19 protein-coding genes are annotated in these 23,258 nt (G+C 71.7%); 8 read left to right on the plus strand and 11 right to left on the minus strand.

Translation table 11 applies throughout. The features are described from left to right. The first annotated feature begins 70 nt into the window (after window positions 1-70). Complete coding sequence (locus tag M2163_RS19720) at window positions 71-1,423, plus strand: amino acid permease (RefSeq protein WP_280894585.1); 1,353 nt, start codon at window positions 71-73, stop codon at window positions 1,421-1,423. Between the two features lie 137 nt (window positions 1,424-1,560). Here the strand turns inward: M2163_RS19720 and M2163_RS19725 are convergent, their stop codons facing one another. The 3 genes from M2163_RS19725 to M2163_RS19735 are packed head-to-tail and all read right to left on the minus strand — an operon-like array spanning window position 1,561 to window position 4,487. Continuing rightward, complete coding sequence (locus M2163_RS19725) at window positions 1,561-2,337, minus strand: SAM-dependent methyltransferase (protein WP_280851490.1); 777 nt, start codon at window positions 2,335-2,337, stop codon at window positions 1,561-1,563. Between the two features lie 12 nt (window positions 2,338-2,349). After that, window positions 2,350-2,979: a histidine phosphatase family protein gene (locus M2163_RS19730; RefSeq protein ID WP_280894586.1), complete on the minus strand. Its 630-nt coding sequence runs from the start codon at window positions 2,977-2,979 to the stop codon at window positions 2,350-2,352. Then, entirely contained in the window at window positions 2,976-4,487 is a 1,512-nt protein-coding gene (locus M2163_RS19735) for an FGGY-family carbohydrate kinase (protein WP_280854198.1), read from the minus strand. The genes M2163_RS19730 and M2163_RS19735 overlap by 4 nt, the downstream gene beginning before the upstream one ends. A 97-nt stretch (window positions 4,488-4,584) precedes the next feature. Between M2163_RS19735 and M2163_RS19740 the strand changes: the two genes are divergently transcribed. Further along, window positions 4,585-5,628, plus strand: coding sequence for a 2-hydroxyacid dehydrogenase (locus tag M2163_RS19740; protein ID WP_280851488.1), 1,044 nt, complete (start codon window positions 4,585-4,587; stop codon window positions 5,626-5,628). Window positions 5,629-5,649: 21 nt separating this feature from the next. Then, window positions 5,650-7,074, plus strand: coding sequence for an FGGY-family carbohydrate kinase (locus M2163_RS19745; RefSeq protein WP_280894587.1), 1,425 nt, complete (start codon window positions 5,650-5,652; stop codon window positions 7,072-7,074). 267 nt (window positions 7,075-7,341) lie between these two features. Here M2163_RS19745 and M2163_RS19750 read toward each other — a convergent pair whose 3' ends face one another. Beyond that, the gene (locus tag M2163_RS19750) at window positions 7,342-8,004 is read right to left on the minus strand and encodes a DsbA family protein (RefSeq protein WP_280851486.1); all 663 of its coding nucleotides are present in this window, start codon (window positions 8,002-8,004) and stop codon (window positions 7,342-7,344) included. A 136-nt stretch (window positions 8,005-8,140) separates the two neighbouring features. Here M2163_RS19750 and pepN point away from each other — a divergent pair, with 136 nt between their 5' ends. Further along, on the plus strand, window positions 8,141-10,744 hold the full coding sequence (pepN, locus tag M2163_RS19755) for an aminopeptidase N (protein ID WP_280897286.1): 2,604 nt from the start codon (window positions 8,141-8,143) through the stop codon (window positions 10,742-10,744). A gap of 206 nt (window positions 10,745-10,950) precedes the next feature. Next, on the plus strand, window positions 10,951-12,009 hold the full coding sequence (locus tag M2163_RS19760; protein WP_280894588.1) for a hypothetical protein: 1,059 nt from the start codon (window positions 10,951-10,953) through the stop codon (window positions 12,007-12,009). Window positions 12,010-12,127: 118 nt separating this feature from the next. Here M2163_RS19760 and M2163_RS19765 read toward each other — a convergent pair whose 3' ends face one another. The 4 genes from M2163_RS19765 to M2163_RS19780 all read right to left on the minus strand — a co-directional run bounded on the left by M2163_RS19765 (window position 12,128) and on the right by M2163_RS19780 (window position 15,910). Then, the gene (locus M2163_RS19765) at window positions 12,128-13,894 is read right to left on the minus strand and encodes a TIGR03767 family metallophosphoesterase (protein ID WP_280894589.1); all 1,767 of its coding nucleotides are present in this window, start codon (window positions 13,892-13,894) and stop codon (window positions 12,128-12,130) included. A gap of 232 nt (window positions 13,895-14,126) precedes the next feature. Continuing rightward, the gene (locus tag M2163_RS19770) at window positions 14,127-14,573 is read right to left on the minus strand and encodes an NUDIX hydrolase (protein ID WP_280894590.1); all 447 of its coding nucleotides are present in this window, start codon (window positions 14,571-14,573) and stop codon (window positions 14,127-14,129) included. A 9-nt stretch (window positions 14,574-14,582) separates the two neighbouring features. Further along, window positions 14,583-15,464 carry a pyridoxamine 5'-phosphate oxidase family protein gene (locus tag M2163_RS19775; RefSeq protein ID WP_280894591.1) on the minus strand — a complete coding sequence of 294 codons (882 nt, stop codon included), beginning with the start codon at window positions 15,462-15,464 and terminating at the stop codon, window positions 14,583-14,585. Between the two features lie 2 nt (window positions 15,465-15,466). Continuing rightward, window positions 15,467-15,910, minus strand: coding sequence for a VOC family protein (locus M2163_RS19780; RefSeq protein ID WP_280894592.1), 444 nt, complete (start codon window positions 15,908-15,910; stop codon window positions 15,467-15,469). Window positions 15,911-16,032: 122 nt separating this feature from the next. Here M2163_RS19780 and M2163_RS19785 point away from each other — a divergent pair, with 122 nt between their 5' ends. Together M2163_RS19785 and M2163_RS19790 are read left to right on the plus strand one after the other, a co-directional pair. After that, window positions 16,033-16,575: a CGNR zinc finger domain-containing protein gene (locus M2163_RS19785; protein WP_280894593.1), complete on the plus strand. Its 543-nt coding sequence runs from the start codon at window positions 16,033-16,035 to the stop codon at window positions 16,573-16,575. A 242-nt stretch (window positions 16,576-16,817) separates the two neighbouring features. Further along, window positions 16,818-20,111, plus strand: coding sequence for a S8 family serine peptidase (locus tag M2163_RS19790; protein WP_280894594.1), 3,294 nt, complete (start codon window positions 16,818-16,820; stop codon window positions 20,109-20,111). A gap of 67 nt (window positions 20,112-20,178) precedes the next feature. Here the strand turns inward: M2163_RS19790 and M2163_RS19795 are convergent, their stop codons facing one another. Together M2163_RS19795 and M2163_RS19800 are read right to left on the minus strand one after the other, a co-directional pair. Beyond that, window positions 20,179-20,880: a hypothetical protein gene (locus M2163_RS19795; protein ID WP_280851479.1), complete on the minus strand. Its 702-nt coding sequence runs from the start codon at window positions 20,878-20,880 to the stop codon at window positions 20,179-20,181. Between the two features lies 1 nt (window position 20,881). After that, window positions 20,882-21,415, minus strand: a complete 534-nt coding sequence (locus M2163_RS19800; protein WP_280851478.1) for a sigma-70 family RNA polymerase sigma factor — start codon at window positions 21,413-21,415, stop codon at window positions 20,882-20,884. A gap of 304 nt (window positions 21,416-21,719) precedes the next feature. Here M2163_RS19800 and M2163_RS19805 point away from each other — a divergent pair, with 304 nt between their 5' ends. Then, window positions 21,720-22,736 carry an aspartate-semialdehyde dehydrogenase gene (locus M2163_RS19805; RefSeq protein WP_280894595.1) on the plus strand — a complete coding sequence of 339 codons (1,017 nt, stop codon included), beginning with the start codon at window positions 21,720-21,722 and terminating at the stop codon, window positions 22,734-22,736. Here M2163_RS19805 and M2163_RS19810 read toward each other — a convergent pair. After that, entirely contained in the window at window positions 22,733-23,206 is a 474-nt protein-coding gene (locus tag M2163_RS19810; RefSeq protein WP_280851476.1) for a DUF1203 domain-containing protein, read from the minus strand. The genes M2163_RS19805 and M2163_RS19810 overlap by 4 nt on opposite strands. Between the last annotated feature and the right edge of the window lie 52 nt (window positions 23,207-23,258).

Genomic DNA, 23,258 nt, shown 5'->3' on the forward strand with positions numbered 1-23,258 from the left:
CCTCTGACCAGGGGAGACCGCCCAGACTGTGGGCGTTTTTGCCGTCTCACGCACTGGACGAACCACGCCCATGCCCAGCACCACGGTCAAGGCTCCACAAGAGTCCGCCGCCTCCCTCTCCCACGGTCTCAAGCAGCGCCATCTGTCGATGATCGCCCTCGGCGGGGTCATCGGCGCCGGCCTGTTCGTCGGTTCCGGCGCGGGTATCGCCGCCGCCGGACCGTCGATCGTCCTCGCCTACACGCTCTCCGGGCTCCTCGTGATGCTGGTGATGCGGATGCTCGGCGAGATGTCGGCCGCACACCCCTCCTCCGGCTCCTTCTCCGCGCACGCCGAGCGGGCGATCGGCCCCTGGGCCGGTTTCACCGCCGGGTGGTCGTTCTGGGTGCTGCTGTGCACGGCCGTGGGCCTGGAGGGCATCGGCGCCGCGAAGATCGTGACCGGGTGGCTCCCCGGGACCCCGGGATGGGCCTGGGTGGCCCTGTTCATGCTGGTCTTCTGCGGCACGAACCTCACCGCGGTGAAGAACTTCGGCGAGTTCGAGTTCTGGTTCGCCGCCCTGAAGGTCGGTGCGATCGTCCTGTTCCTGGTCCTCGGGGTCCTGGCGGTCGCCGGCCTCCTGCCCGGCACGGACTCCCCCGGCACCGCGAACCTCACCGGCCGGGGAGGCTTCTTCCCCGGCGGCGGTGAGGGCCTGGTCGTCGGTTTGCTCGCCTCGGTCTTCGCGTACGGCGGCCTGGAGACGGTCACCATCGCGGCCGCCGAGTCCGAGGACCCGGTGCGCGGGGTGGCGAGCGCGGTCCGCACGGCGATGTGGCGGATCGGGCTGTTCTACGTCGGCTCGATGGCGGTCATCGTCACGCTGGTGCCCTGGGACGCGAAGGCGGTCGTGGAGAAGGGCCCGTACGTCGCCGCCCTCGACGAGCTGGGCATCCCCGGTGCCGGACCGCTCATGAACGTGATCGTGCTGATCGCCCTGCTCTCCGCGATGAACGCCAACGTCTACGGCGCCTCGCGCATCGCCTACTCGCTGGTCGACCGGGGTCTGGGCCCGCGCGCCCTGGGCCGGGTGTCCGGCGGGGCGCCCCGGGTCGCGGTGCTCGCCTCCAGCGCGTTCGGCTTCGCCTGCGTGGTCCTCGGCTACTGGCGTCCCGACGACGTCTTCTCCTGGCTTCTCAACATGATCGGCGCGGTCGTTCTCGTCGTCTGGATCCTCGTCGCCGTCTCGCACCTGCGCCTGCGCCGGTCCCGGAGCTTCCCCCTGCTGACCTGGGTCGCCCTGGCGGGCATGACGGCGATCCTCGTGCTGATGGCCCGGGAACCGGGCACGCGGGTGCAGTTGTACGCGACGGGCGGGATGACGCTGGCGCTGGCGGTCGCCGGGTACGCACGACAGAAGGCGCTTCCTGTTGCTACCGTGTAGTTGCAATCTACTTGCAACAAGGCCCCGCGTCTCGTGATCGTCTTCTCACCCTTCACGACGGCGGGCGGAAGAGCGAAAGCCCCCGTGAGGACGTGACTCGCGGGGGCTTCCGACGTGCTATCAGGGCTGACGTGCCGTCAGGGCTTGCGGCCCACACCGCCGTGCTGGCCGATCGGGGCCGGGGCCGTGTCGCCGTCCGGGCGCCACAGCGGGACCGACACCACTCCGGGGTCCACCAGTTCCAGGCCCTCGAAGAACGCCTCGATCTTGTCGACCGGGCGCAGGAAGTAGGGCACCGCGCCGGTCTCGTTGTAGGCGTCCTGGGCCTGTTCGTAGTCCGGGTCGGTGCCGCGCGAGCCGTCGTTGACGCACAGGTAGCTGCCCGAGGGCAGGCCCGCCAGCAGCCTGCGGACCAGGTCCCGGGCCAGGTCGTAGTCGGCGACATGGCCGAGGAGCCCGCTGAGGATCAGGGCCGTGGGGCGGGTGAGGTCGAGGGTGCGGGAGGCCGCCTCCAGGATCTTCTCCGGCTCGTAGAGCGTCAGGTCCTCGTACGCCGTCTCGCCCTCCGGGGTGGAGGTGAGCAGGGCGCGGGCGTGGGCGAGGACCAGCGGGTCGTTGTCGACGTAGACGATCTTCGATTCGGGGGCGATGCGCTGGGCGACCTCGTGGGTGTTGTCGACCGTGGGCAGCCCGGTCCCGACGTCCAGGAACTGGCGGATGCCCGCCTCCTTGACCAGGTACCGGATGCTGCGGCCGAGAAAGGCCCGGCTGCTGCGGGCGATCGTGACGATTCCGGGGAAGACGGCCGTGTAGGCGTCGCCGGCCGCCTCGTCGACGGGGTAGTTGTCCTTCCCGCCGAGCCAGTAGTTCCAGATCCGGGCCGAATGCGGCACCGAGGTGTCGATCTCCGTCATGGGCCTATCGTGCTACGACCGGTCCTGCTCGCACGGCACATTGAGCGAGAGAAGTGCGGCGGATCCGTCCTCGCCCAGGCGGAGTTCGGTGATCGCCGCGTTGCGCAACCGGGGGAACACTCTGCGGTACTCCGCGAGCGGGATTCCGAGGACGGTGCACAGCACCAGCCGCAGCAGGGTGTTGTGGGCGACGACCAGGACCCGTTCACCGGGATGGGCGGCGGCGATGCGGCGCAGGGCCGCGGTGCCGCGGGCGGCGGCGTCGAGGGGGTTCTCCGCGCCGGGGAAGGGATACGCCACCGGGTCCGCCCGGAACGCCTCGGCCGCGTCGGGGACCTCCGCCGCGAACTCCGCGAGGGTGCGGCCCTCCAGCACGCCGAAGTCGCACTCCCTGAGGGCGGGTTCGCGGTGCGGTTCTCTGCCGAGAGCGCGGGCGGCCGGTTCCGCTGTGGCGATCGCTCGCGACAGGGGCGACGTCCAGATCGCGTCGGGGCGGTGGGTGGCGGCCCATCTCCCGAGCGCGTCCGCCTGCGCGCGGCCCTCTTCGGTGAGGCCGATGTCGCTGACGCCGGCGTAGCGGTTCTCGGCGTGCCAGATCGTTTGGCCGTGGCGGGTCAGGAGGAGGGTCGTGCCTGTGGTCATGGGCTGGTCCAGTCGGTAGGTGCGGCGCCGTCGTGGCTGGTCGCGCCCCGCGGCGGAGCCGCAGATCGACACAGCCCCGCGCCCCTGAGCAGGTCCTGGTCCAGTTGGCTGTGCGCGTGTGCCGCTACCGGGGCCGGAAGCCAGCCTCGCTCGGTGAGTTCGTCGACGAGGCGGATGTACGGCTCGGCGAAGAGCGCTGTGCGGGCAGGGCGTGGTTCCAGAAGCATGCGGATGCGGACCATGCGCTCAGCGATGTCCGGAAGGGACTCCCCCGTGACGCCGTGGGCCGCCAACGCGGCCATTCCCAGCGCCGGTTCGGTCTGTTCCGGGACGCGGACGGGGCGGCCGAGGATGTCGGCGCGGAGCTGGTTCCAGTACGGGCTGCGGGCCGCGCCGCCGGTGAAGGTGAGGGGGCCGTCCAGCGGGGCGCCCAGGTGGTGCAGGTAGTCGAGGCACAGGCGTTCCGCGAAGGCGACTCCCTGGAGGAGCCCGGCCCAGCGGTCGGCGTCGTCGGCCGGGGTGCCGAGGGTGAGGGCGGTGGCGTCCGGGGCGCGGAACGGGAACCGCTCCCCGCGCGACACCAGCGGGTAGGTCACCGCGCCGGACGGCTCGAACGCGGCCGCCCGCTCGTCCATGAGCCCGGGGTCCACGTCCGTCGGGAGCGCCCCCGCGCCCACGCCGGACGCCCCGCCGGGCAGCCAGGTCCCGTCCGGCGCACGGTGGTTGTAGACCACGCCGGTCGGGTCCCGGACCGGCTCGGGGGTGGCCCCCTTGAGCACGAGGGTGGTGCCGAGCACCGAGTTCCAGGACCCGTGTCGCAGGGCGCCCGCGGCGATCTGGGCCGCGCAGCCGTCGGTCATCCCGGCGACGACCGGGGTCCCGGCGGGGATGCCGGTGGCCTCGGCGGCGGCCGGGCAGACCGCGCCGAGCCGGGTGCCGGGGCGGACGACCTCGGGAAGGTCGAGGGCGACGTCCGGCCAGGCGGCGCGCTGAAGGTCGTAGCCCGTCTTCAGGGCGTGGCTGGAGTCGGTGGGCACCGGCCGGCCGACCAGCCGGGCGGTGACGGTGTCGGGTTGATGGGTGACCCGGCCCCTGCCGTGGGCGGCGACGAGCCACAGCGCCTTCGGCAGTGCCCAGGTGTCCTGGACCGGGAGGCCCGCCTCCCTGAGCCGCGCCGCCTCGTCCGCCGCGCGGCCGTCGTCGTACATGAGCGCCGGGCTCGTCGGCCGGCCCTCCGCGTCCGTCAGCAGGACCGTCCCCGACGTCCCGCACACCGCGAGTCCGCCGATCCGTACGCCCGTCAGGGTGAGCAGCGCGGCACGGCACGCCGTGCGCACCGCCTCCCACCACTCGCCCGGATCCTGCTCGTGCCGCGCACCCTCGCGCCGGCCGCCGAGCGGGGCGGAGCCCCGGCCCAGCACGGTTCCGTCGGCCGTGACCGCCAGCGCGCGCACGCTCTGCGTGCCGAGGTCGATCCCCAGCCACGCCGTCTCGTTCTCGTCCGTCATCCGTGTCATCGAGGGCCTCCCACCCGCACGGGGTCTATGCGTACCCGGATCCGCGGCCCAACATCGTCTCAGTGAAGCGACGACTCGGAGGTCGACGATGACCCAGAGGACCGATGCCGTACGTGTCGTGGCGGCCGGCGACCACTTCGTACTGCCGGGGCTGATCGCCGGGGCCGTCGAGGCCGAACTGAGCGGCATCGCCGTCGAGACGAGGGAGTTGACGCTCGGCTGGCCCCTGGAACCCTTCGGGCCGGTCTCGGAGGTGACGGAGGCGAGCGACGCCGAGGACGAGCTGATCGAGGCGCTGGCGGACGCGGACGTCCTCGTCACCCAGATGGGCCCTGTCACCGAACGCGTCCTGGACGCCGCCGACCGGCTGAAGCTCGTCGTGGTCTGCCGGGGCGGCCCGGTCAACGTGAACCTGGACGCGGCCAAGGCCCGGGACGTCCGGGTGTGCTTCGCGCCCGGCCGCAACGCCGCCGCCACCGCCGAGTTCACCGTCGGCATGCTGCTGGCCGCCGTGCGCCGCATCCCCCAGGCCCACGACCTCCTGGCCGGCCGGGGCAGCTGGGAGGGCGGCGCCGCCTACTACACCTACGAGCACAGCGGCCTGGAGCTGGAGGACCTGCCCGTCGGACTCGTGGGCTACGGCGCGGTCGGCAGCCGGGTCGCCCGCGTGCTGTGCGCCTTCGGGGCGCAGGTGATGGTGTACGACCCCTATGTGCGCGGCGAGATCCACGGACTGCGCGTGAACTCCCTGGACCAGCTCCTCACCCGCTCCCGGGTGATCACCCTGCACGCCCGTCTCACCGCCGAGACCCGCGGTCTGATCGGCGCCCGCGAGCTGGCGCTGCTGCCCGAGGGGGCGGCCGTGGTGAACGTGGCCCGCGGCCCGCTGGTCGACGAGAGCGCCCTGTGCGACGCGCTGGAGGCCGGCCGGCTGTCCGCGGCCGCCCTCGACACCTACGAGCACGAGCCGCTGCCCGCGGACTCCCGGCTGCGCGCCCTGGCCGACCGGGTCGTCCTCACCCCTCACCTCGGCGGGGCGAGCCGCGCGGTGGCCGAGAAGGCGGCGAGGATCGCGGCGGAGGAGGTGGGCCGCTGGGCGCGCGGAGAGCGGTTGGCGCACTGCCTGACGTGACGGTCGTGGAAGGGAATGCGTATGTACGTCGGTATCGATGTGGGCACGTCCGTCGTCAAGGCCGCCGCCTTCGACGGTGAGGGACGCCAACTGGCCGTCGAGTCACGCCCGGTGGAGCTCTCCCTGCGCGGCGGGTTCGTCGAGCAGGACATGGCGGAGGTCTACGGCGCCGTCGTGGACGTCCTCGGAAAGCTGACCGCCCGGGTGCCGGAGCCGGTGGAGCTGGCCGGGCTGACCGGGCAGGGCGACGGGGTGTGGCTGGTCGACAGGGAGGGGCGGCCGGTGCGGCCGGCGATCTCCTGGATGGACGGCCGGGCGCACGAACTGCTCGACCAGTGGCTCGCGGACGGCACGTTCGAGACGGTGTTCCGGCGGACCGGCGGCGCGATGTTCCCGGGCTCGCCGGGACCGCTGCTGGCCTGGCTGGACCGGTACGACCCGAAGGCCCTGGACGCCGCCGCGGCCGCCGTGTACTGCAAGGACATGGTCTTCCAGCGGCTGACGGGCGCCGCGCGGGCTTCGACGGACGTGTCGGACGCGTCGATGCCCTTCATGGACCCCCGGACCCGGACGTACGACAACCGGGTCGTGGAGCTGCTGGGGCTCACCCGTCGCCGACGGCTGCTGCCGCCGGTCGGGGATCCGATCACCACGGGTGAGGTTCAGGAAGGGCTGCCGGCCGGGACACGGATCTCGAACGGCCCGTACGATCTGCCGGCCTGTGCGCTGGGGGCGGGGGTCAACGAGCCTGGGGACGGTCTCCTCATCGTGGGGACCTGTCTGGCCGCGCTGGTCGCGACGACCGAGCTCGACCTGAGCGGTGAGCCCGCCGGGCTGTACATCTCCACCGACCGGCACGGGCACCGGCTGCGGGCGATGCCGGCGATGGTGGGTACGGCCGCGCTGGACTGGGTGCTGTCGACGACCGGGGTCACGCACGCGGAGGTGGATGCCCTGCTGGCGTCCACTGCGCCGGGGGCGCACGGGGTGCGGGTGCTGCCGTACTTCGCTCCCTCCGGGGAGCGGGCGCCCTTCGTCGAGCCGCGGCTGCGGGCCGAGTTGAGCGGGGTGTCGCTGGAGACGACGAAGGCGGATCTGGTCCGGGCGACCTGTGAGGGGATCGGGTACGCGGCCCGGCACTGTCTGGAGGCGGCCGGGCTGACCGGCGCTCTCGCGGTGTGCGGCGGTGGGACCCGGAGCCCGGCGTGGATGCAGTTGCTCGCGGATGTGCTCGGGCGGCCCCTGAGGGTCGTGGAGGGGGAGGTGGGGGCCCGGGGGGCCGTGTTGGCCGCGGCCGACCGGTACGGGGTTTCACTGGACGCGGGTGTCTGGACCGAACCTACGGCCATTGTCGAGCCGGATCCGGGGCGTTCCGCGTACTACTCCACAGGGTTCCGGGAGCATGTGGAACGGTTGGATGTGGCTCGGGGGCGGGCCGGTCGTTAGCCGCGGGTCTCGTCGTGGCTGGTCGCGCAGTTCCCCGCGCCCCTGAGTGGGTTGGGGCACATGGTGTTCATGAGATGCCGGAACTGCGGTGGGAGTCTTCAGGAGTTTCGGGCTCTCACCGAAGAGGAGCGGAAGTTCGTCCAGGAGCACAAGCCCAGGCACACCAGCCTGGGCTCGTACTTCCGGTGCGCGCGTGAAGGGTGTCTGCGGTATCAGCGGCGCGGGAACCACAACGACGGGGGTTCCTTTCCCGAGCCGGAGAAGTGACTACAGGTTGCTGAAGTCCGGGCCCTTGGTGCGGGTGCGCTTGATCTCGTAGAAGCCCGGGACCGAGGCGACCGCCACCGTGCCGTCCCACAGGCGGGCGGCCTCCTCGCCCTTGGGGGCCGGGGTGACGACCGGGCCGAAGAAGGCGATCTGCTCGCCGTCGGGGCCGGGGACCGCGATGACCGGGGTGCCGACGTCCTGGCCGACCTTGTCGATGCCCTCCTTGTGGGAGGCGCGCAGCTCGGCGTCGAACTCGAAGTCCTTCTGGTCGAAGTACTCGATCAGGTCGGCGGGCAGGCCGACGTCCGCCAGGGCGCCCTCGACGGCCTCGCGGGTCGGGCCCTGGCCCTGGTTGTGGATGCGGGTGCCGAGCGCGGTGTACAGCGGGCCGAGGATGTCGGAGCCGTGCTTCTGCCAGGCCGCGGTGACCACCCGGATCGGCTGCCAGGCCTTGGTCTCGAGGAGCTCGCGGTACTCCTCGGGAAGCTCGTCGAGCTTCGGTTCATTCAGCACCGCGAGGCTCATGATGTGCCAGCGCACCTCGATGTTCCGGACCTTCTCGACCTCCAGGACCCAGCGGGAGGTCATCCACGCCCAGGGGCACAGCGGGTCGAACCAGAAGTCGACGGGAGTCTTGCCGGAGGTGCTCGTGGTCTCGGACATGAGTCTCCTAGATAAGAGTTCGTTTCAACCCGCAACACCGCTGCCCGCCCACCCCATTCCCGGCTGACCGATGTCAGGGGCACATGGCAGGATCGGGCCTGTCCGCATGCTGAACACCATCCGAGGGAGCATCGCCGTGCCCGGTGAGAATCTGTCCCGTGACGAGGCCCGGGAGCGGGCCGCCCTGCTGTCCGTCGACGGGTACGAGGTGTCCCTCGACCTGCGCTCGGCGGTCGGGGACGAGCCCGGGGACGGTCCGCGCACCTTCCGCTCGGTGACCACGATCCGCTTCCGGTGCAACGAGCCGGGGGCCACGAGCTTCGCGGACCTGGTCGCGCCGAGCGTCACGGCCGTGTCGCTGAACGGCCGGGACCTCGACCCCGGCGAGGTCTTCGACGGCTCCCGGATCACCCTGGAGGACCTGGCCGCCGACAACGAACTGGTCGTCGACGCCCAGTGCGCCTACTCCCGCACCGGCGAGGGCATGCACCGCTTCGTCGACCCCGAGGACGGCGAGGTCTACCTCTACACGCAGTACGAGCCGGCCGACTCCCGCCGCGTCTTCGCCAACTTCGAGCAGCCGGACCTCAAGGCGCCGTACCGCTTCGAGGTGCGGGCGCCTGAGGGCTGGACGGTGTGGAGCAACGGGGTCGGCTCGGAGAGCGACGGGGTCTGGCGGTTCGCGGAGACCAAGCCGATCTCGACGTACATCACCTGTGTGGTGGCGGGCCCCTACCACTACGTGACGGACTCCTACGAGCGCGTCCTCGACGACGGCACCCGTCTGGAGATCCCCCTCGGTGCCCTCTGCCGCAAGGGGCTCGCCCCCCACTTCGACTCCGACGACGTGTTCCTCGTCACCAAGCAGGGCCTGGACTTCTTCCACGAGCACTTCGACTACCCGTACCCCTTCGGGAAGTACGACCAGGCGTTCGTGCCCGAGTACAACCTCGGCGCGATGGAGAACCCGGGTCTGGTGACCTTCCGCGAGGAGTTCATCTTCCGCGGCAAGGTCACGCAGGCGTCCTACGAGGGCCGGGCCAACGTCATCCTGCACGAGATGGCGCACATGTGGTTCGGCGACCTCGTCACCATGGTGTGGTGGGACGACCTGTGGCTGAAGGAGTCCTTCGCGGACTTCATGGGCACCTTCGCCAACGTCGGCGCCACGCGCTTCAAGGACTCCTGGATCACCTTCGCCAACCGCCGCAAGGCCTGGGCCTACCGCGCCGACCAGCTGCCCTCCACGCACCCCATCACCGCCGACATCCGCGACCTGCAGGACGCCAAGCTCAACTTCGACGGCATCACCTACGCCAAGGGCGCCTCGGTCCTGAAGCAGCTCGTGGCGTACGTCGGTCAGGACGCGTTCCTGGAGGGTGCCCGGCGCTACTTCAAGCGGCACGCGTACGGCAACACGCGCCTCGGTGACCTGCTGTCGGTGCTGGAGGAGACCAGCGGCCGGGACATGGGCGCGTGGGCGCGGTCCTGGCTCCAGACGGCCGGGGTCAACTCGCTGACCCCGCAGGTGCTGCTGAGCGCCGAGGGGCGGGTCGACGAGCTGGCCGTCGTGCAGGAGGCCGCCGAATCGCACCCGGAGCTGCGTCCGCACCGGGTGGCGGTGGGCCTGTACCGGCGCTCCGGGAGCGGCGCGCTGGAGCGGTACGCGCGCGCCGAGGTGGACGTCGACGGCCCGCGTACGGTCGTGGCGGAACTGGCCGGTGCCGAGGCGCCGGAGCTCGTGCTGGTCAACGACGACGACCTGACCTACTGCAAGACCCGCTTCGACGCGGGCTCCCTGGAGACCCTGAAGGCCGGGCTCGGCGACCTCACCGACCCGCTCGCCCGCGCCCTGTGCTGGTCGGCGCTGTGGAACATGACACGGGACGCGCTGCTCCCCGCCAGGGAGTTCATCGACATCGTGCTGCGCTTCGCGGGCCGCGAGTCCGACATCGGGGTCCTGCAGATGCTGCACGCCTGGGCCGAGTCGGCCCTCGTGCGCTACGCGGCGCCCGAGTGGCGGGAGCGGGGCGCGAAGCTGCTCGCCGAGGGCGCCGAGCGGGAGCTGCTCGCCGCCGCTCCGGGCAGTGAACAGCAGCTGGCGTGGGCGCGGTTCTTCGCGCGGACGGCCGAGGGCCCAGCCGCCCTCGACCTGTTGCAGGGTCTGCTGGACGGCACGTCGGCCATCGACGGGCTGGAGGTCGACCAGGAGCTGCGCTGGGCGTTCCTTCAGCCGCTGACCGTGTGGGGGGCCGCCGACGAGAAGACGCTGGCCGCCGAGCTCGCCCGGGACGACACCGCGTCCGGCAAGCGCCACCAGGTCCGCTGCCTGGCCGCCCGGCCGTCCGAGGCGGTGAAGGCGCAGGCGTGGGCGCAGGTCGTGGAGTCCGACGCGCTGTCCAACGCGCTGGCCGAGGCGACGATCGCGGGGTTCGACCAGCCGTCCCAGCGCCATCTGCTGGAGCCGTACACGGAGAAGTACTTCGCGGTGATCGAGCGGGTCTGGGAGGAGCGCTCGATCCAGATCGCGATGAACATCGTCTCCGGGCTGTTCCCCTCCCTCCAGGACTCGCAGGCGACGCTGGACGCGGCCGACGCGTGGCTCGCCGCCCACGAGGACGCGGCGCCGGCGCTGCGCAGGCTGGTGCTGGAGGGGCGGGACGATCTGGCGCGGGCGCTGCGGGGCCAGGAGTGCGACGCGGGGGCCGTCAACGGCGTCACCGCCGTCAACACCGAGTGACCTCTGGCCTGAGCTTGGGCTCCCGGTAGCCGTTACGAAATACGGCCAATAGGAACCGTAACCCCTGGTCCTACCCGAATGGACCAGGGGTTTTCGCTGCCTACTCGGCACCCGAACACCCGTCCTTTAGTGCTGCCTTGTCCGCATATGTCGACAGGCGTGTAACAGCGGTTATCGGGCGCTCCGGAGGCGGGAATCTCCGCTGCATGAACCACAACACCCCGGTCCCCCCGCTCTCCCCCCGCCCTCTGCGTCACCTCTCCGAGGTGCACCGCCGTGTCGTGACGGCCGGCCGGCTGCGCGCGACCGGCGTCTCGGTCGCCGAGGCCAACGAGCAGTGCCGGCCCGGCGGCCCCTGGCAGCAGATCCTCCCGGGCGTCTTCCTGCTCCACCCGGGCCCGCCGACCAGCGAGGAGCGGCTGCACGCGGTGCTGATGTACGCGGCCCGCGAGCAGAGCGCCGGGGTCCCCGCGCAGCCCGGCGCCGAGGAGCCGCACCGACCGGTGTACGCGGACGCGATGATCACCGGTCTCGCGGCGCTCACGCTGCACGGCTTCAGCTCGACGCCGCCACTGCTCTCCCTGGACCGGATCGACGTCCTGGTCCCGAGGATGCGCCGGCTGCGCTCGACGGGCGGCGCCCGGATCGTGCGCACCTCGGCGCTCCCCGCCGCCGAACAGGTCACCGGCCTCCCGGTGGCCCCGGTGCCGCGTGCCCTCGCCGACGCGGTCGGCGAACTGACGGACGCGGGCGCGGTACGCCGGCTGCTGACCGAGGCGGTGCGCGGCGGCCACTGCGAACCGGCCGCCGTCGTACGGGAGTTGACCAACGCCAAGCTGCTCACCCGTCCGCACGTGGTGGACGCCGTGGACTCCCTGCTCGCCGAGGGCCGCGCCATCGCGGAGGACCGCCTCTACCGCATGGTCACGGAGTACGGCCTGCCCGACCCGGTGTGGAACGTCGACCTGAGGCTGCCCGGCGGCCCCCACCTCGGCGGCCTGGACGCGTACTGGCCCGAGCAGGCGGTCGCGGTGGAGCTGGACACCCGGGCACCCCGTCAAGACCACCGGCACGACGACGAAGCGCTCTGGTCCGAGTACGCCCGCAAGCGCGAGCACCTGGAGCGGCTCGGCATCACGGTGGTCCACATCACCCCGCGCAAGCTCCGGGACGCGATGGAGCAGCAGGCGACGGTGGTCCGTACGGCCCTGATGGCCGCCGGCGACCGCGATCCCGCCGCCTATGTCGTGGTGCTGCCCCGGTAGTGACGGACCGGGGCGGGACCAGGAGGGGAGAGGAGGGGCCACGGCACTGGGGAGCCGGGGCCCCTCCTCGTGGTCTGCGCACCCCCTGGAACGGTTCGGGCAAGGCGGGGCGGGTGGTTCACCCCTTCTTCAGCACCAGCTCCGTGTTCCGGTCCCCCGAGGTGCCGCCGAGCTTGGTGCTGGAACCGGGGGCGTTGTAGGCGAGTTCGCGGTAGAGGGCCGCGAGGCCGGTCTGGGAGAGGTCGGTGAAGTCGGTGCGGTGGGGGGCGGCGGACTCGACCAGCGTGGTGAAGACCGAGATCGTGCCGTCCTTGTTGTCGGCCAGCTCGATGACCCGGGCGAGGTGCGGGAAGTCGATGTGGGAGGCGGTGGAGATCTCCCAGAAGGAGCGGCCGTCCGGAGCCGGGTGGGCGGTGATCGCGTTGCGGTGGATATGGCCGTTGACCCAGGCGAGGACGTTGCGGTGGCTCGCGAGGAGGGCGACGACCTCCCGGCCGGTGTGCCTGCGCTCGCTCGGACGGGCCGGGTCGGGGCGGGTGTTGTCCATCGAGTCGCTGGTGTGGTGGCTGAAGACGACGGCGAAGGAGTCCTTGTTCTCCCGCAGCGTCCGGTCCAGCCAGCGCAGCTGCCGGGTGCCTATGGAGCCCTGGTAGTAGCCGCCCGGATCGGTGGTGTCGAGGCTGATGCCGATCACGTCGTCGGCGATGCGGAAGCTGTAGTACTGGGTGCCCGCGTCGAGGTTGGCGCTGGAGTAGCCGTGGCCGACCGGGCCCGCGCCCCGGTGTGCGGGGTCCAGGTGGGCCGTGAGGTAGTCGCGGGCGGTGTAGGGGGCGCGCCGCTCGTCGGGGGTGACCGAGCGCATGCTCCGGGTGTGTGCCTTGAGCAGGTCGCGGAAGGCGTGCCCCTGGGGGTCGCCGGACTTCCTGAGCATGTCCTGGAGCTTCTTCGACTCGGACGCGGGCAGCGACATCAGCTTCTTGCCGCCGACGGCGTACTCGGCGAGCCAGGAGTCGCCGTGGCCGAAGCAGCCGAGCGGCAGGCTGTCGTGGTTGCCGACCGTGGAGTACCAGGGGATGGCGAGTCCGGGGCTGTTCACCTCCCGCACGGCGGCGGCGAGATAGCCCCGCAGGTGCGGGAACCCGAGCTGCTTGTCCTGGTCGCGGGTGGTGGAGTCGGGCTGCCAGTACTGCGTGAGGCCGCTGTTCTGGACGCCCTCGTAGTGGCGCGGGTCCCCGGAGTTGGGGGTGATTCTGCCGCCGCTCATGACGGTCAGGAACCAGTCGAGCTCGGTGCGCGCGTTGTTGTCCGTGTTGTCGCCGGTCGTCATGGCGAACTGGAGCGGGGCGCCGGTGGCGGGGCCGCCGCGCAGCGCGTTGATCCGCTCGACGAGCGAGATCGCGCCCGGCACGGTCAGGGCCTCCTGGGGCCGCCAGGCGTGCACGTCGGTGGAGCGCAGGTACTCCAGGCGCATCGGGTGCTGGCTGTCCATCAGGTGTAGGTCGGTGAGCTGCACGAACGCGGCCAGCGCGGTACGGCGGCCGGCCCGCCCGGCCTTCGGCGCGGCCAGCTCTGAGCGCACCTTGCGGCTCCAGCCGGCGCCGTCACCGAGGCGCCGGTAGCCGGAGCCGGTGCGCGGGGCGGCGACGGAGGCGACGGTGGTGCCGCGGGTGTACGGGGCGAGGGGGGCCTCGGCCGGGGCGGCGGCCTCGTGGACGGTCCGGGCCACCGGTGCCTCGGCGGCGCCGGAGGCCGTCGCGGCCTGGCTGTCGGTGGGCCGCAGGGCGTAGCCGACGCCCGCGGAGACGGCGGCCGCGCCCGCGGCGGCGAGGACGGTACGGCGGTGGACCCCCAGCGTGCTGCTGGCGACAGAGCGTGTGCGCGACATGGCGCGATCTCCCCGAGTGCGAACTGCGTCGGCAGTGGTCGCGGGTGATCGCGTTCGCGAACAACCCGCTCGCTCTGGATGCTTGGCACCGGGAATGACCTGCGCGTGAACGAGACGGCAACGCGCAACGCCGATCACCGTACGTGGATCTTGGCCCACCCCGCGCGTTCAGGAGAGCTGGGCGAACGGCCCTGGGACGGTCACTCCGTGTTCACCTTCCGGGGTACGACACCTAGTCCGCGGGCCGTCCGGACACCGGCCGCTCCCGCCACAGCCGCAGGCCGAAGTCGACCATGGGCACGCGCTTCAGCGCGGGTACCGCGTCCAGGTCGTGCCAAGCGGCCATGTCGGTGGAGCCGCCGACCTCGTGGCGCAGTTCGCCTCCGGTGACCCGGACCTCGTACATGAGCCCCACGTAGTGCTGGTCCACCGTGCGGCCGAAGTGCCGCCGCAGCGGGAAGCGCACCGAACGGACCCCGAGCATGCCGGTGACCTCGACGCGGTAGCCCGTCTCCTCCTCCACCTCCCGCAGGACGGTGTCGTGGGGGTCCTCGCCGTGCTCCATACCGCCGCCCGGCAACGTCCACTCCGGCAGGCCGTCGTTGAGCCAGCGGGCCAGCAGGACCTGTCCGTCGCGGACACACAAGGCGTAGGCCGCCACTCTCAACTTCTTCCGCATACGGGCAAGTTAGCCCTCCGGTGCCGGATTGGCCGGTGAGTATTCGGGCGCGGACCAGCGCAGGGGGAGCGCCGAGGGCGTCTCGACCACCTCCCCTACGGTGAAGCGGACCCTGCGGTCCTCGCCGAACTCGGTGTGCGCCTCGCCGGTCAGCTGGAGTGCCGTGCCGGTCGTCCAGTCGAGGAAGAGCAGTCCGGCCCGGGGGTCCGCGGCGAGGTTGCCGAGGGTGAGGAACATCGAGTTGCCCGGGTAGTCGCGCCAGCTGAGCTCACCCGGTGCATCGACGCGCACGAAACCGGGGTTGCCGCCCCGGTGACTGACGTCGGCCCCGCCCTCGTGCACGGAGGCCAGGAAGAAGGTGTCGGCTGCGGTGACGAACTCGGCCTGCCGACCGGTCAGTTCGGCACCGCTTCGGGGCTCGCCCGGTCGGCGGTCCGCCACGATCTCGTACGACTGCCTTCTCTGGAGGTACTTGGGGCAGTTCGCGAAGACCTGGTCCGCCTCGATCGCGAACCCTCGTGCGGTGGGCGCCAGTCGGCCGTTGAGGCGCATGCGGCGGCGGGTGCGGGGGTCGAGCGCGATGGTGCCGACGGGAGTGCCGGGTGCGGTGAACGCGGTCGCGAGGGGGTCGGACGGCAGCCATCCGCCCGCCACCGAGATCCGGTCCGGGCCCGTCGCCCGCACGAAGCCCGGTGCCCCCGTGAGCGGGGAGGCCCAGACCCGGCCCGTCGAGGGGTCCGCGGCGCCGGCCACCAGCAGCGGCTGCTGCTCCAGGAAGGCCGCCGCGATCTCCCTGATGCCCCGGCCCACCGAACGGCCCACGTGATCGGCCTGTTCGCGCACCCCCACCCGGTCCTGAACGGCCCGCGAGCCCGCGTGATAGACGCTCATGGCTAGAAGAACCCGCAGGTCGGAGCCGCACCGGAGGGGGCAGGCGCGTCCTCGGCGCCGCTCGGCACGGAGATCTCCAGGCGGGTGCCGTCGGGGTCGTGGAAGAAGATGCCGCCCGAGGCCGCGCCCTCGCGGTGGGCGACCACGCCCTCGTGGGCGAAGTCCACGCCGTGCGCCCGCAGCGCCTCCTCGTACTCCCTGACCTGCTCGATGGAGTCCGCCTGGAGGGCGAGGTGGTGCAGGCCCGCGCGGTCGGGGCCGTACGGCTGTTCCGCCTGCTGCCAGAGGGTGAGGACGAGGGTCTCGCCGTCGCCGAGGAACGCGTAGCGGCGGTCCTCCTCCTTGCCCTCGGCGAGGGTCCTGAAGCCGAGGAGATCCCGGTAGAAGGCGAGCGAACGGTCGAGGTCGGTGACGTTCAGGCCGATGTGGCCGGTGCGCAGGGTCACAGCTGTCCCCTCCAAGTGCGTACAACCCGATAAATAACCTGTGTGAGCGACTTTAAGGGTTAGAAGCGGGGAGCGCAACCAGTCACGTAGGCTTGACCGGTTAGTACGGAAGGGAGCCCCCCATGCCCGCCCCCCGCGACCCCCGCCCGCTCACCGGCGAGCCGCTCGCACTCGACCTGCTCAACACGCGGTGGATGAGCGAGGGGACCCTCCAGGACCTCCTCACCGACGTCGACGGGCTCGCGGTGTGGCTGGACTCGGCCGGACTGAGCGGCGCCCACACCCCGGACGACGGGATGCTGCGGCACGTCCGACAGGCCCGCGAGGCCCTGCGCACGGCGGTGGACGGATCACTGGAGCAGGGCGCCCCGCTGGTCGACGCGGTGCTGGAGCACGGGCGGGTCCGGGTCGCGCTCACTCCTCAAGGCCCCGCCGAAAGGCCCGAGTTGACCGACCCCGCCTGGGGCCCCGCCTGGCTCGCCGCCCGTGACTACCTGGAGCTGCTCAGCACCGCGCCGGACCGGATCCGCTCCTGCGCCCACGAGTCGTGCGTGCTCCACTTCCTCGACACGTCGAGGAACGGCACCCGGCGCTGGTGCTCGATGGCGACCTGCGGCAACCGGGCGAAGGCGTCCCGGCACTACGCCCGCTCCAAGGACGCCTGAAAAGGCCGGGCGAAGAGCCCGTAGGGCGAATTGCCTTCTTTCTCACGCCTGTTCGTCGATGTCCCTAAAGGGCATCGCGGGTTTTCCCCATACACCCATATCGATTCGGTCAACTCTCCCTAAACATCCTTCCCATGCGTAAAGCTGGGCGCTCATCCGGGGTCGTATTCCGGATCACCGTGGCCAGGACCGATCGGTCCCGGTCGCACGCCTGCTGGTTCCTTTACCTACAAGGGATGCCGATGACCCTCACCCCCCAGCGCGCCCCGATATCGGGCGCGAGACGTGTGGCGCGGATCGCCGCGGCCGCCGGACTGGTCGCCGCGCTCTCCGCGGCGGGGCCGATACCCATGGCCTTCTCCGCCGACGCGGGCACCACCCCCGCGGCGTCGGACCCGGGCCTGAAGTCCGCCGACGAGAAGCTCGGTTCGGACGACGCCGAAGCACTCGCCGAGGCCAAGGCCGACGGCGACAAGAGCATCACGCTGATGGTCGCCACCGCCCCCGGCAAGACCGAGCAGGTCGCCGCGGATCTGGACGCGGTCAAGGGCGGCCTGGTGGGCCAGACCTACGACAAGCTCGGTTACGTCCGGGCCACCGTCCCCACCGCGAAGGCGGACTCGGCCATCGCCGCCGCCGCGAAGCTGTCCTCCGTGCACGGCATCGACGTCAAGCAGGACATCCCGCTGGACGACCCGACGCCGAGCGCCGACACCGCCAAGGGCGCCGCGAGCAAGGGCACCACGACCTACCCCGCGCCGGGCCGGAAGACCCCCGCGACGAACCCGTACAACCCGTCCTTCGAGACCGGCGCCGTCGAGTTCGTCGAGGACCACCCCAAGGCGGACGGCCGCGGGGTCACCATCGGCATCCTGGACTCGGGTGTGGACCTCGGCCACCCGGCGCTCCAGAAGACCACCACCGGTGAGCGGAAGATCGTCGACTGGGTGACGGCGACCGACCCGGTCTCCGACGGCGACGCCACCTGGCGGCGGATGAACAACCCCGTCAGCGGCCCCACCTTCACCATCGCGGGCGCCACCTGGAAGGCCCCGGCGGGCTCCTACCAGTTCAACCTGTTCCGCGAGTCGGCCACCACCGGCGGTGACGCCAAGGGCGACGCCAACCGCGACGGCGACACCACCGACGTCTGGGGCGTCCTCTACGACGCGGCCGCCGGAACCGTCCGGGTCGACCTGAACAACAACAACGACTTCTCCGACGACGCGGCGATGAAGCCGTACAAGGACGGCTACCAGGTCGGGTACTTCGGTACCGACAACCCGGCGACCGACGTCGCCGAGCGCCAGCCGTTCGTCGTCGAGATCCGCAAGGACGTCGTCTACGACGCCGCGGGCAGCAAGGCCGACTACGTCAACATCGGCGTCATCGAGTCCGAGCACGGCACCCACGTGGCCGGCATCACCGCCGCCAACGGCCTGTTCGGCGGCAGGATGAACGGCGCGGCCCCGGGCGCGAAGCTCGTCTCCTCCCGTGCCTGCACCTGGACCGGCGGCTGCACCAACGTGGCACTGACCGAGGGCATGATCGACCTCGTCGTCAACCGCGGGGTCGACATCGTCAACATGTCGATCGGCGGCCTGCCCGCGCTCAACGACGGCAACAACGCGCGCGCCGAGCTCTACACGCGCCTCATCGACACCTACGGCGTCCAGCTGGTGATCTCCGCGGGCAACTCCGGGCCCGGCGCGAACACCATCGGCGACCCGGGTCTGGCCGACAAGGTCATCTCCGTCGGCGCGACCATCTCCAAGGAGACCTGGGCCGCCAACTACGGCTCGGTCGTGGAGAAGAAGTACGCGATGATGCCGTTCTCCTCGCGCGGTCCGCGTGAGGACGGTGGCTTCACGCCGACCCTGTCCGCCCCGGGTGCGGCCATCAACACCACCCAGACCTGGCTGCCGGGCTCCCCGGTCGCCGAGTCGGGCTACACGCTGCCGGCCGGCTACTCGATGCTCCAGGGCACCTCGATGGCCTCCCCGCAGGCCGCGGGCGCGTCCGCGCTGCTGATCTCGGCCGCCAAGCAGAAGCACATCGCGCTGACGCCGGCCACCCTGCGCACCGCCCTGACCTCGACCGCCGACCACATCAAGGGTGTGCAGGCGTACGAGGAGGGTGCGGGCCTCATCGACATCGTGGACGCCTGGGACGCCATCAAGGACGGCGCCACCGCCCACGACTACACAGTCAAGGCGCCGGTCGACACCGCGATCGACCAGCTCCTGAAGACCCCCGGCTTCGGCACCGGTCTCTACGACCGCGAGGGCGGCCTGAAGGCCGGTCAGAAGAAGACGTACGACGTCACCATCACCCGTACGTCCGGCGCGGACAAGGCGCTGCGCCACGAGGTGTACTTCGAGAACAACGCCGGTGGCACCTTCCGGATCCTCGGCAAGGACGACATCCGGCTCCCGCTGAACCAGCCGGTGACCGTCAAGGTCCAGGCCCAGCCGAAGTCCGCGGGCCTCAAGAGCGCGATCCTGGTCGTCGACGACCCGAAGACCGAGGGCGTCGACCAGCAGATCCTCAGCACGGTCGTGGTCTCCTCGCCGCTGAAGTACACGTACTCGGCGTCGAACACCGTGCAGCGCAACAGCACGCAGTCGTACTTCGTGACCGTCCCCGAGGGCGCCACGTCCCTTGAGGTCGCGATCGGCGGGCTCAAGGACAAGAGCCAGACCCGGTTCATCGCGATCCACCCCTACGGCGTCCCGGTCGACGTCACCAGCACCCCGAACTGCTACAACAACTACCTCGACGGCAACGGCTGCAAGCCGGACGCCCGTTCCTACGCCGCCCCGCAGGCCGGTGTCTGGGAGATCGAGGTCGAGTCGCGCCGCACCTCGCCGCTGCTCGACAACCCGTACAAGCTGGACGTCGCCGTGTACGGCGCGGCCTTCGACCCGGAGACCGTGACCGTCCCCGAGGCCAAGGTCGGCACCCCGGCCACCGCCTCCTGGACGGTGACCAACAAGCTCGCCGCGATCGACGGCAAGCTGGCCGGCGGCCCGCTCGGCTCGTCCAAGACGGCCCGCCCGACCATCGCCGAGGGCGCCACCCAGACCACCACGGTCGAGGTGCCCGCGGGCGCCAAGTCGCTGGACGTCGCCATCGGCAACGTCTCCGACGTGGCCGCCGACCTCGACCTGACGGTCTACAACGCGGCCGGCACCGTGGTCGGTACGTCCGCCGACGGTGACTCCGAGGAGGCCGTCTCGGTCGCCTCGCCCGCCGCCGGCACGTACACCATCGAGGTCGTGGGCTACGCGGTCCCGGCCGGCACCACGGCGTACGACTACCGGGACGTGTTCTTCTCCAGCGCCCTGGGCACCGTCACCGTCTCGGACGCGCCGGTGAAGCTCGCCACCGGCGCCTCGGCGACCGTCTCCGGCAGCGTCACCGCCCTGGCGCCCGCCCCGGAGGGCCGTGAGTTCTTCGGCCAGGTCAGCCTCGTCAACGCGCGCGGCACGGTCGCGGGCGTCGGCAACGTGAAGATCGAGAAGGTCACGCCGTAACACTTCTCCGTACGGCGATCAAAGGGGCGGGCGTCCGTGAGGGCGCCCGCCCTTCTCGTTGCCCGCCTCAGCAGGGCATCGTGCGCGACTGGGGCAGCGAGGCGACGATCCAGGCCCGCTCCCGGGCGATCTGCTGTTCCCCGACGACCCACTGGTCGGGACTCGGTGAGCCCTCGGTCACGCCGAACAGGACGCGGGTGCCCCGGGTGAAGGGCTCGGGAAGGTCGTACGCGCCGATGACGTAGGTGAGGTGGTCCGTTCCCCGGTCCGGCTTGAAGTAGCGGGTCACGTGCACGGTGACCTGTAGTTCCCCGGTGGCGGGGAGCTCCTTGACCATCGTGACCTCGCCCTCGGCGACCGTGGCGGCGCAGGCCAGGTAGGCCGGGCCGCCGAAGCGGACCCCCGCCTCCGCCTTGGCGTCCGAGTCCGCGCTGCCACCCGAGGACAGTTCCTGCGCGCCGCTGTGCCCGAGGAGCCAGCCGAGGCCCGTGACGACGCTCGCGGCGGCGGCCACCGCGAGGGTGCCGAAGGCGAAGGTGCGGGCGCGCCGCCGGGTCCGGGAGGGCCGTACGGGAACGCGTTGCGCGGCGGGCGCCGTTTCGGCGAGCGTGCCCCCGATGACCGCGAGCTGCTCCTTCAGCAGGGCGATGTCGGCACGGGCCGAGCGGTGCTCGGCGAGGAAAGCCGGGTCGGCGGCGGCGCTCTCGGGCAGCGGCTCGTCGGTGAGGGCGGCCATCAGGGCGTCGAGACCGTCGTGTTCCGCGCTCATGTCACACCACCTCGTCCTCGTGCAGGCGGGTGCGCAGGGCCCGCACCGCCGTGTGCAGGCGGCTTTTCACCGTGCCCTCCGGGACGCCCAGCTCCTGGGCGATCGAGCGCACCGGCAGGTCGGCGAAGAACCGCAGCACCAGGACCTGGCGCTGCTGGTCGGGCAGCTCGTCCAGGCCCTGGGCGACGGCCAGGGAGAGCACGCTGGTGTCCTCCCCCGAGGGGTGCTCGTGCTGCCGGAGCGAGGCCAGCCGCTCCCCCAGCCGCTCCTGGCGCTTCTTGGCCCGGTGCCAGTCCATGGCGAGGTTGGAGGCGACGACGGCCGCCCACGCGGACACGTCCCGCGGCGCCTCGTACCCCTTCGCCGCCCGCTCCAGCAACCGCAGGCGGACCTGCTGCACCCCGTCCGGCAGGTCCGCCTGCGGCACCCCGCCCAGGGCGAGCACGGCCCGCACCCGGCGTTCCTGCGCCGCGTCCAGGGGGTCCCCATGCTGTTCCCCCTGGCCACGGCGGGCGATTCTGCGCAGCACAGACACCCTCCCCTCACCGCGTTTCTCCTACGACGCGGGTGGGGCGGAAAACGTTCGGCGGGGTCCGGGACTTTTTCTTCGAGGTGTACGTCACACCCGGCGCGCGGGACCGCACGGCTTGCGGCACAGTGCCCTGGGAGAGCGAATTTCTCCAGTTCAGCCGGGGTGCGACGGGTGTTCCGCAACGGCGGGGCGACGGCGGGCGTCCCAGCTTTCGAGCATGGAGCACAAAGAATTGGACAGGCTGACCCCGGTCGGCCGCATGATGGAAAAGCCGCAGACACAACCAGGACACGCAGAAGGAGTCACCGTGAGGGTCGGAATCGTCGGAGCCACCGGGCAGGTCGGCACGGTCATGCGCGGGATCCTCAAGGAGCGGAACTTCCCGGTCACGGAGCTGCGCCTGTTCGCCTCCGCGCGCTCGGCGGGCTCGGTCCTGGACGGCGTGACGGTCGAGGACGCGGCGACGGCCGACTACACCGGCCTGGACATCGTGCTGTTCTCCGCGGGCGGATCGACCTCGAAGGCACTGGCCGAGAAGGTCGCCTCGCAGGGCGCGGTCGTGATCGACAACTCCTCGGCCTGGCGCAAGGACCCCGAGGTCCCGCTGGTCGTCTCCGAGGTGAACCCGCACGCCATCGCGGACCGCCCCAAGGGCATCATCGCCAACCCGAACTGCACCACGATGGCCGCGATGCCGGTCCTGAAGGTGCTGGACGCCGAGGCGGGCCTCCTGACGCTGATCGCCACCACCTACCAGGCGGTGTCCGGCTCGGGCCTCGCGGGCGTGGCGGAGCTGCACGGCCAGGTGCAGAAGGTCGTCGCCGACGCGGACAAGCTCACCCATGACGGCTCGGCGGTCGACTTCCCCGAGCCGCAGGTCTACAAGCGGCCCATCGCCTTCAACGTGCTGCCCTTCGCCGGCAACCTCGTCGAGGACGGCCTGAACGAGACCGACGAGGAGCAGAAGCTCCGCAACGAGTCCCGCAAGATCCTGGAACTCCCCGAGCTGAAGGTCTCCGGCACCTGTGTGCGCGTGCCGGTCTTCTCCGGTCACTCCCTCCAGGTCAACGCCCGCTTCGCCCGCCCGATCTCCCCGGAGCGCGCGACGGAGATCCTGGCGGGCGCCCCCGGGGTGACCCTCTCGGACATCCCGACCCCGCTCCAGGCCGCCGGCCAGGACGCCTCCTTCGTCGGCCGCATCCGCCGCGACGAGACCGTGGACAACGGCCTCGCCCTGTTCATCTCCAACGACAACCTCCGCAAGGGCGCCGCGCTGAACGCGGTCCAGATCGCGGAGCTGGTGGCGGCCGAGCTCAAGGGCTAGGGCCTCCTGACCTCGTAGAGGAAACAGCCGTACTCGACGGCCCGGACGTGGACCAGTGCCACGGACGGGTCGTCGAACGCGTTTCGGAAGGCGTCGTCGCCCAGCTCCTCGACCAGTTCTCCGCCCAGGATGTGCCCGTCGCGGGAGTAGCGGCGCACGGTCCGGTGGGTGCCCGCGAAGGGATACCCCTCGCGTCCGTCCGGCCCCGCGCACTCCTCGGCGTGGAGGAAGACCGGGCCCTGTTCGTCGTACGCCCCGGGCTCGGCGCCGGTCCCGGCCGCCCAGCGGCGCAGGGGTGCGTAGGAGACCAGCGCGATCCGCTCACCCGGCTCGCTGCGGCGCAGACAGCAGCGGAGCGGGGCGCCGCCCTCCTCGTCGGTGAAGGGGGACAGGGGGCGGCCGGCGTCGTCGGCGGTGCGGAGTTCCTTCAGGGTGGCGGGTGCGACGGGGCGTGCGGTGTAGGTCGTCATGGGACCAGGCTGGCGCCGCCGCGCGCGGATGACCGGCGGAAATCAGACGGGG

It is taken from the genome of Streptomyces sp. SAI-135, from assembly GCF_029893805.1.
Classification (GTDB): domain Bacteria; phylum Actinomycetota; class Actinomycetes; order Streptomycetales; family Streptomycetaceae; genus Streptomyces.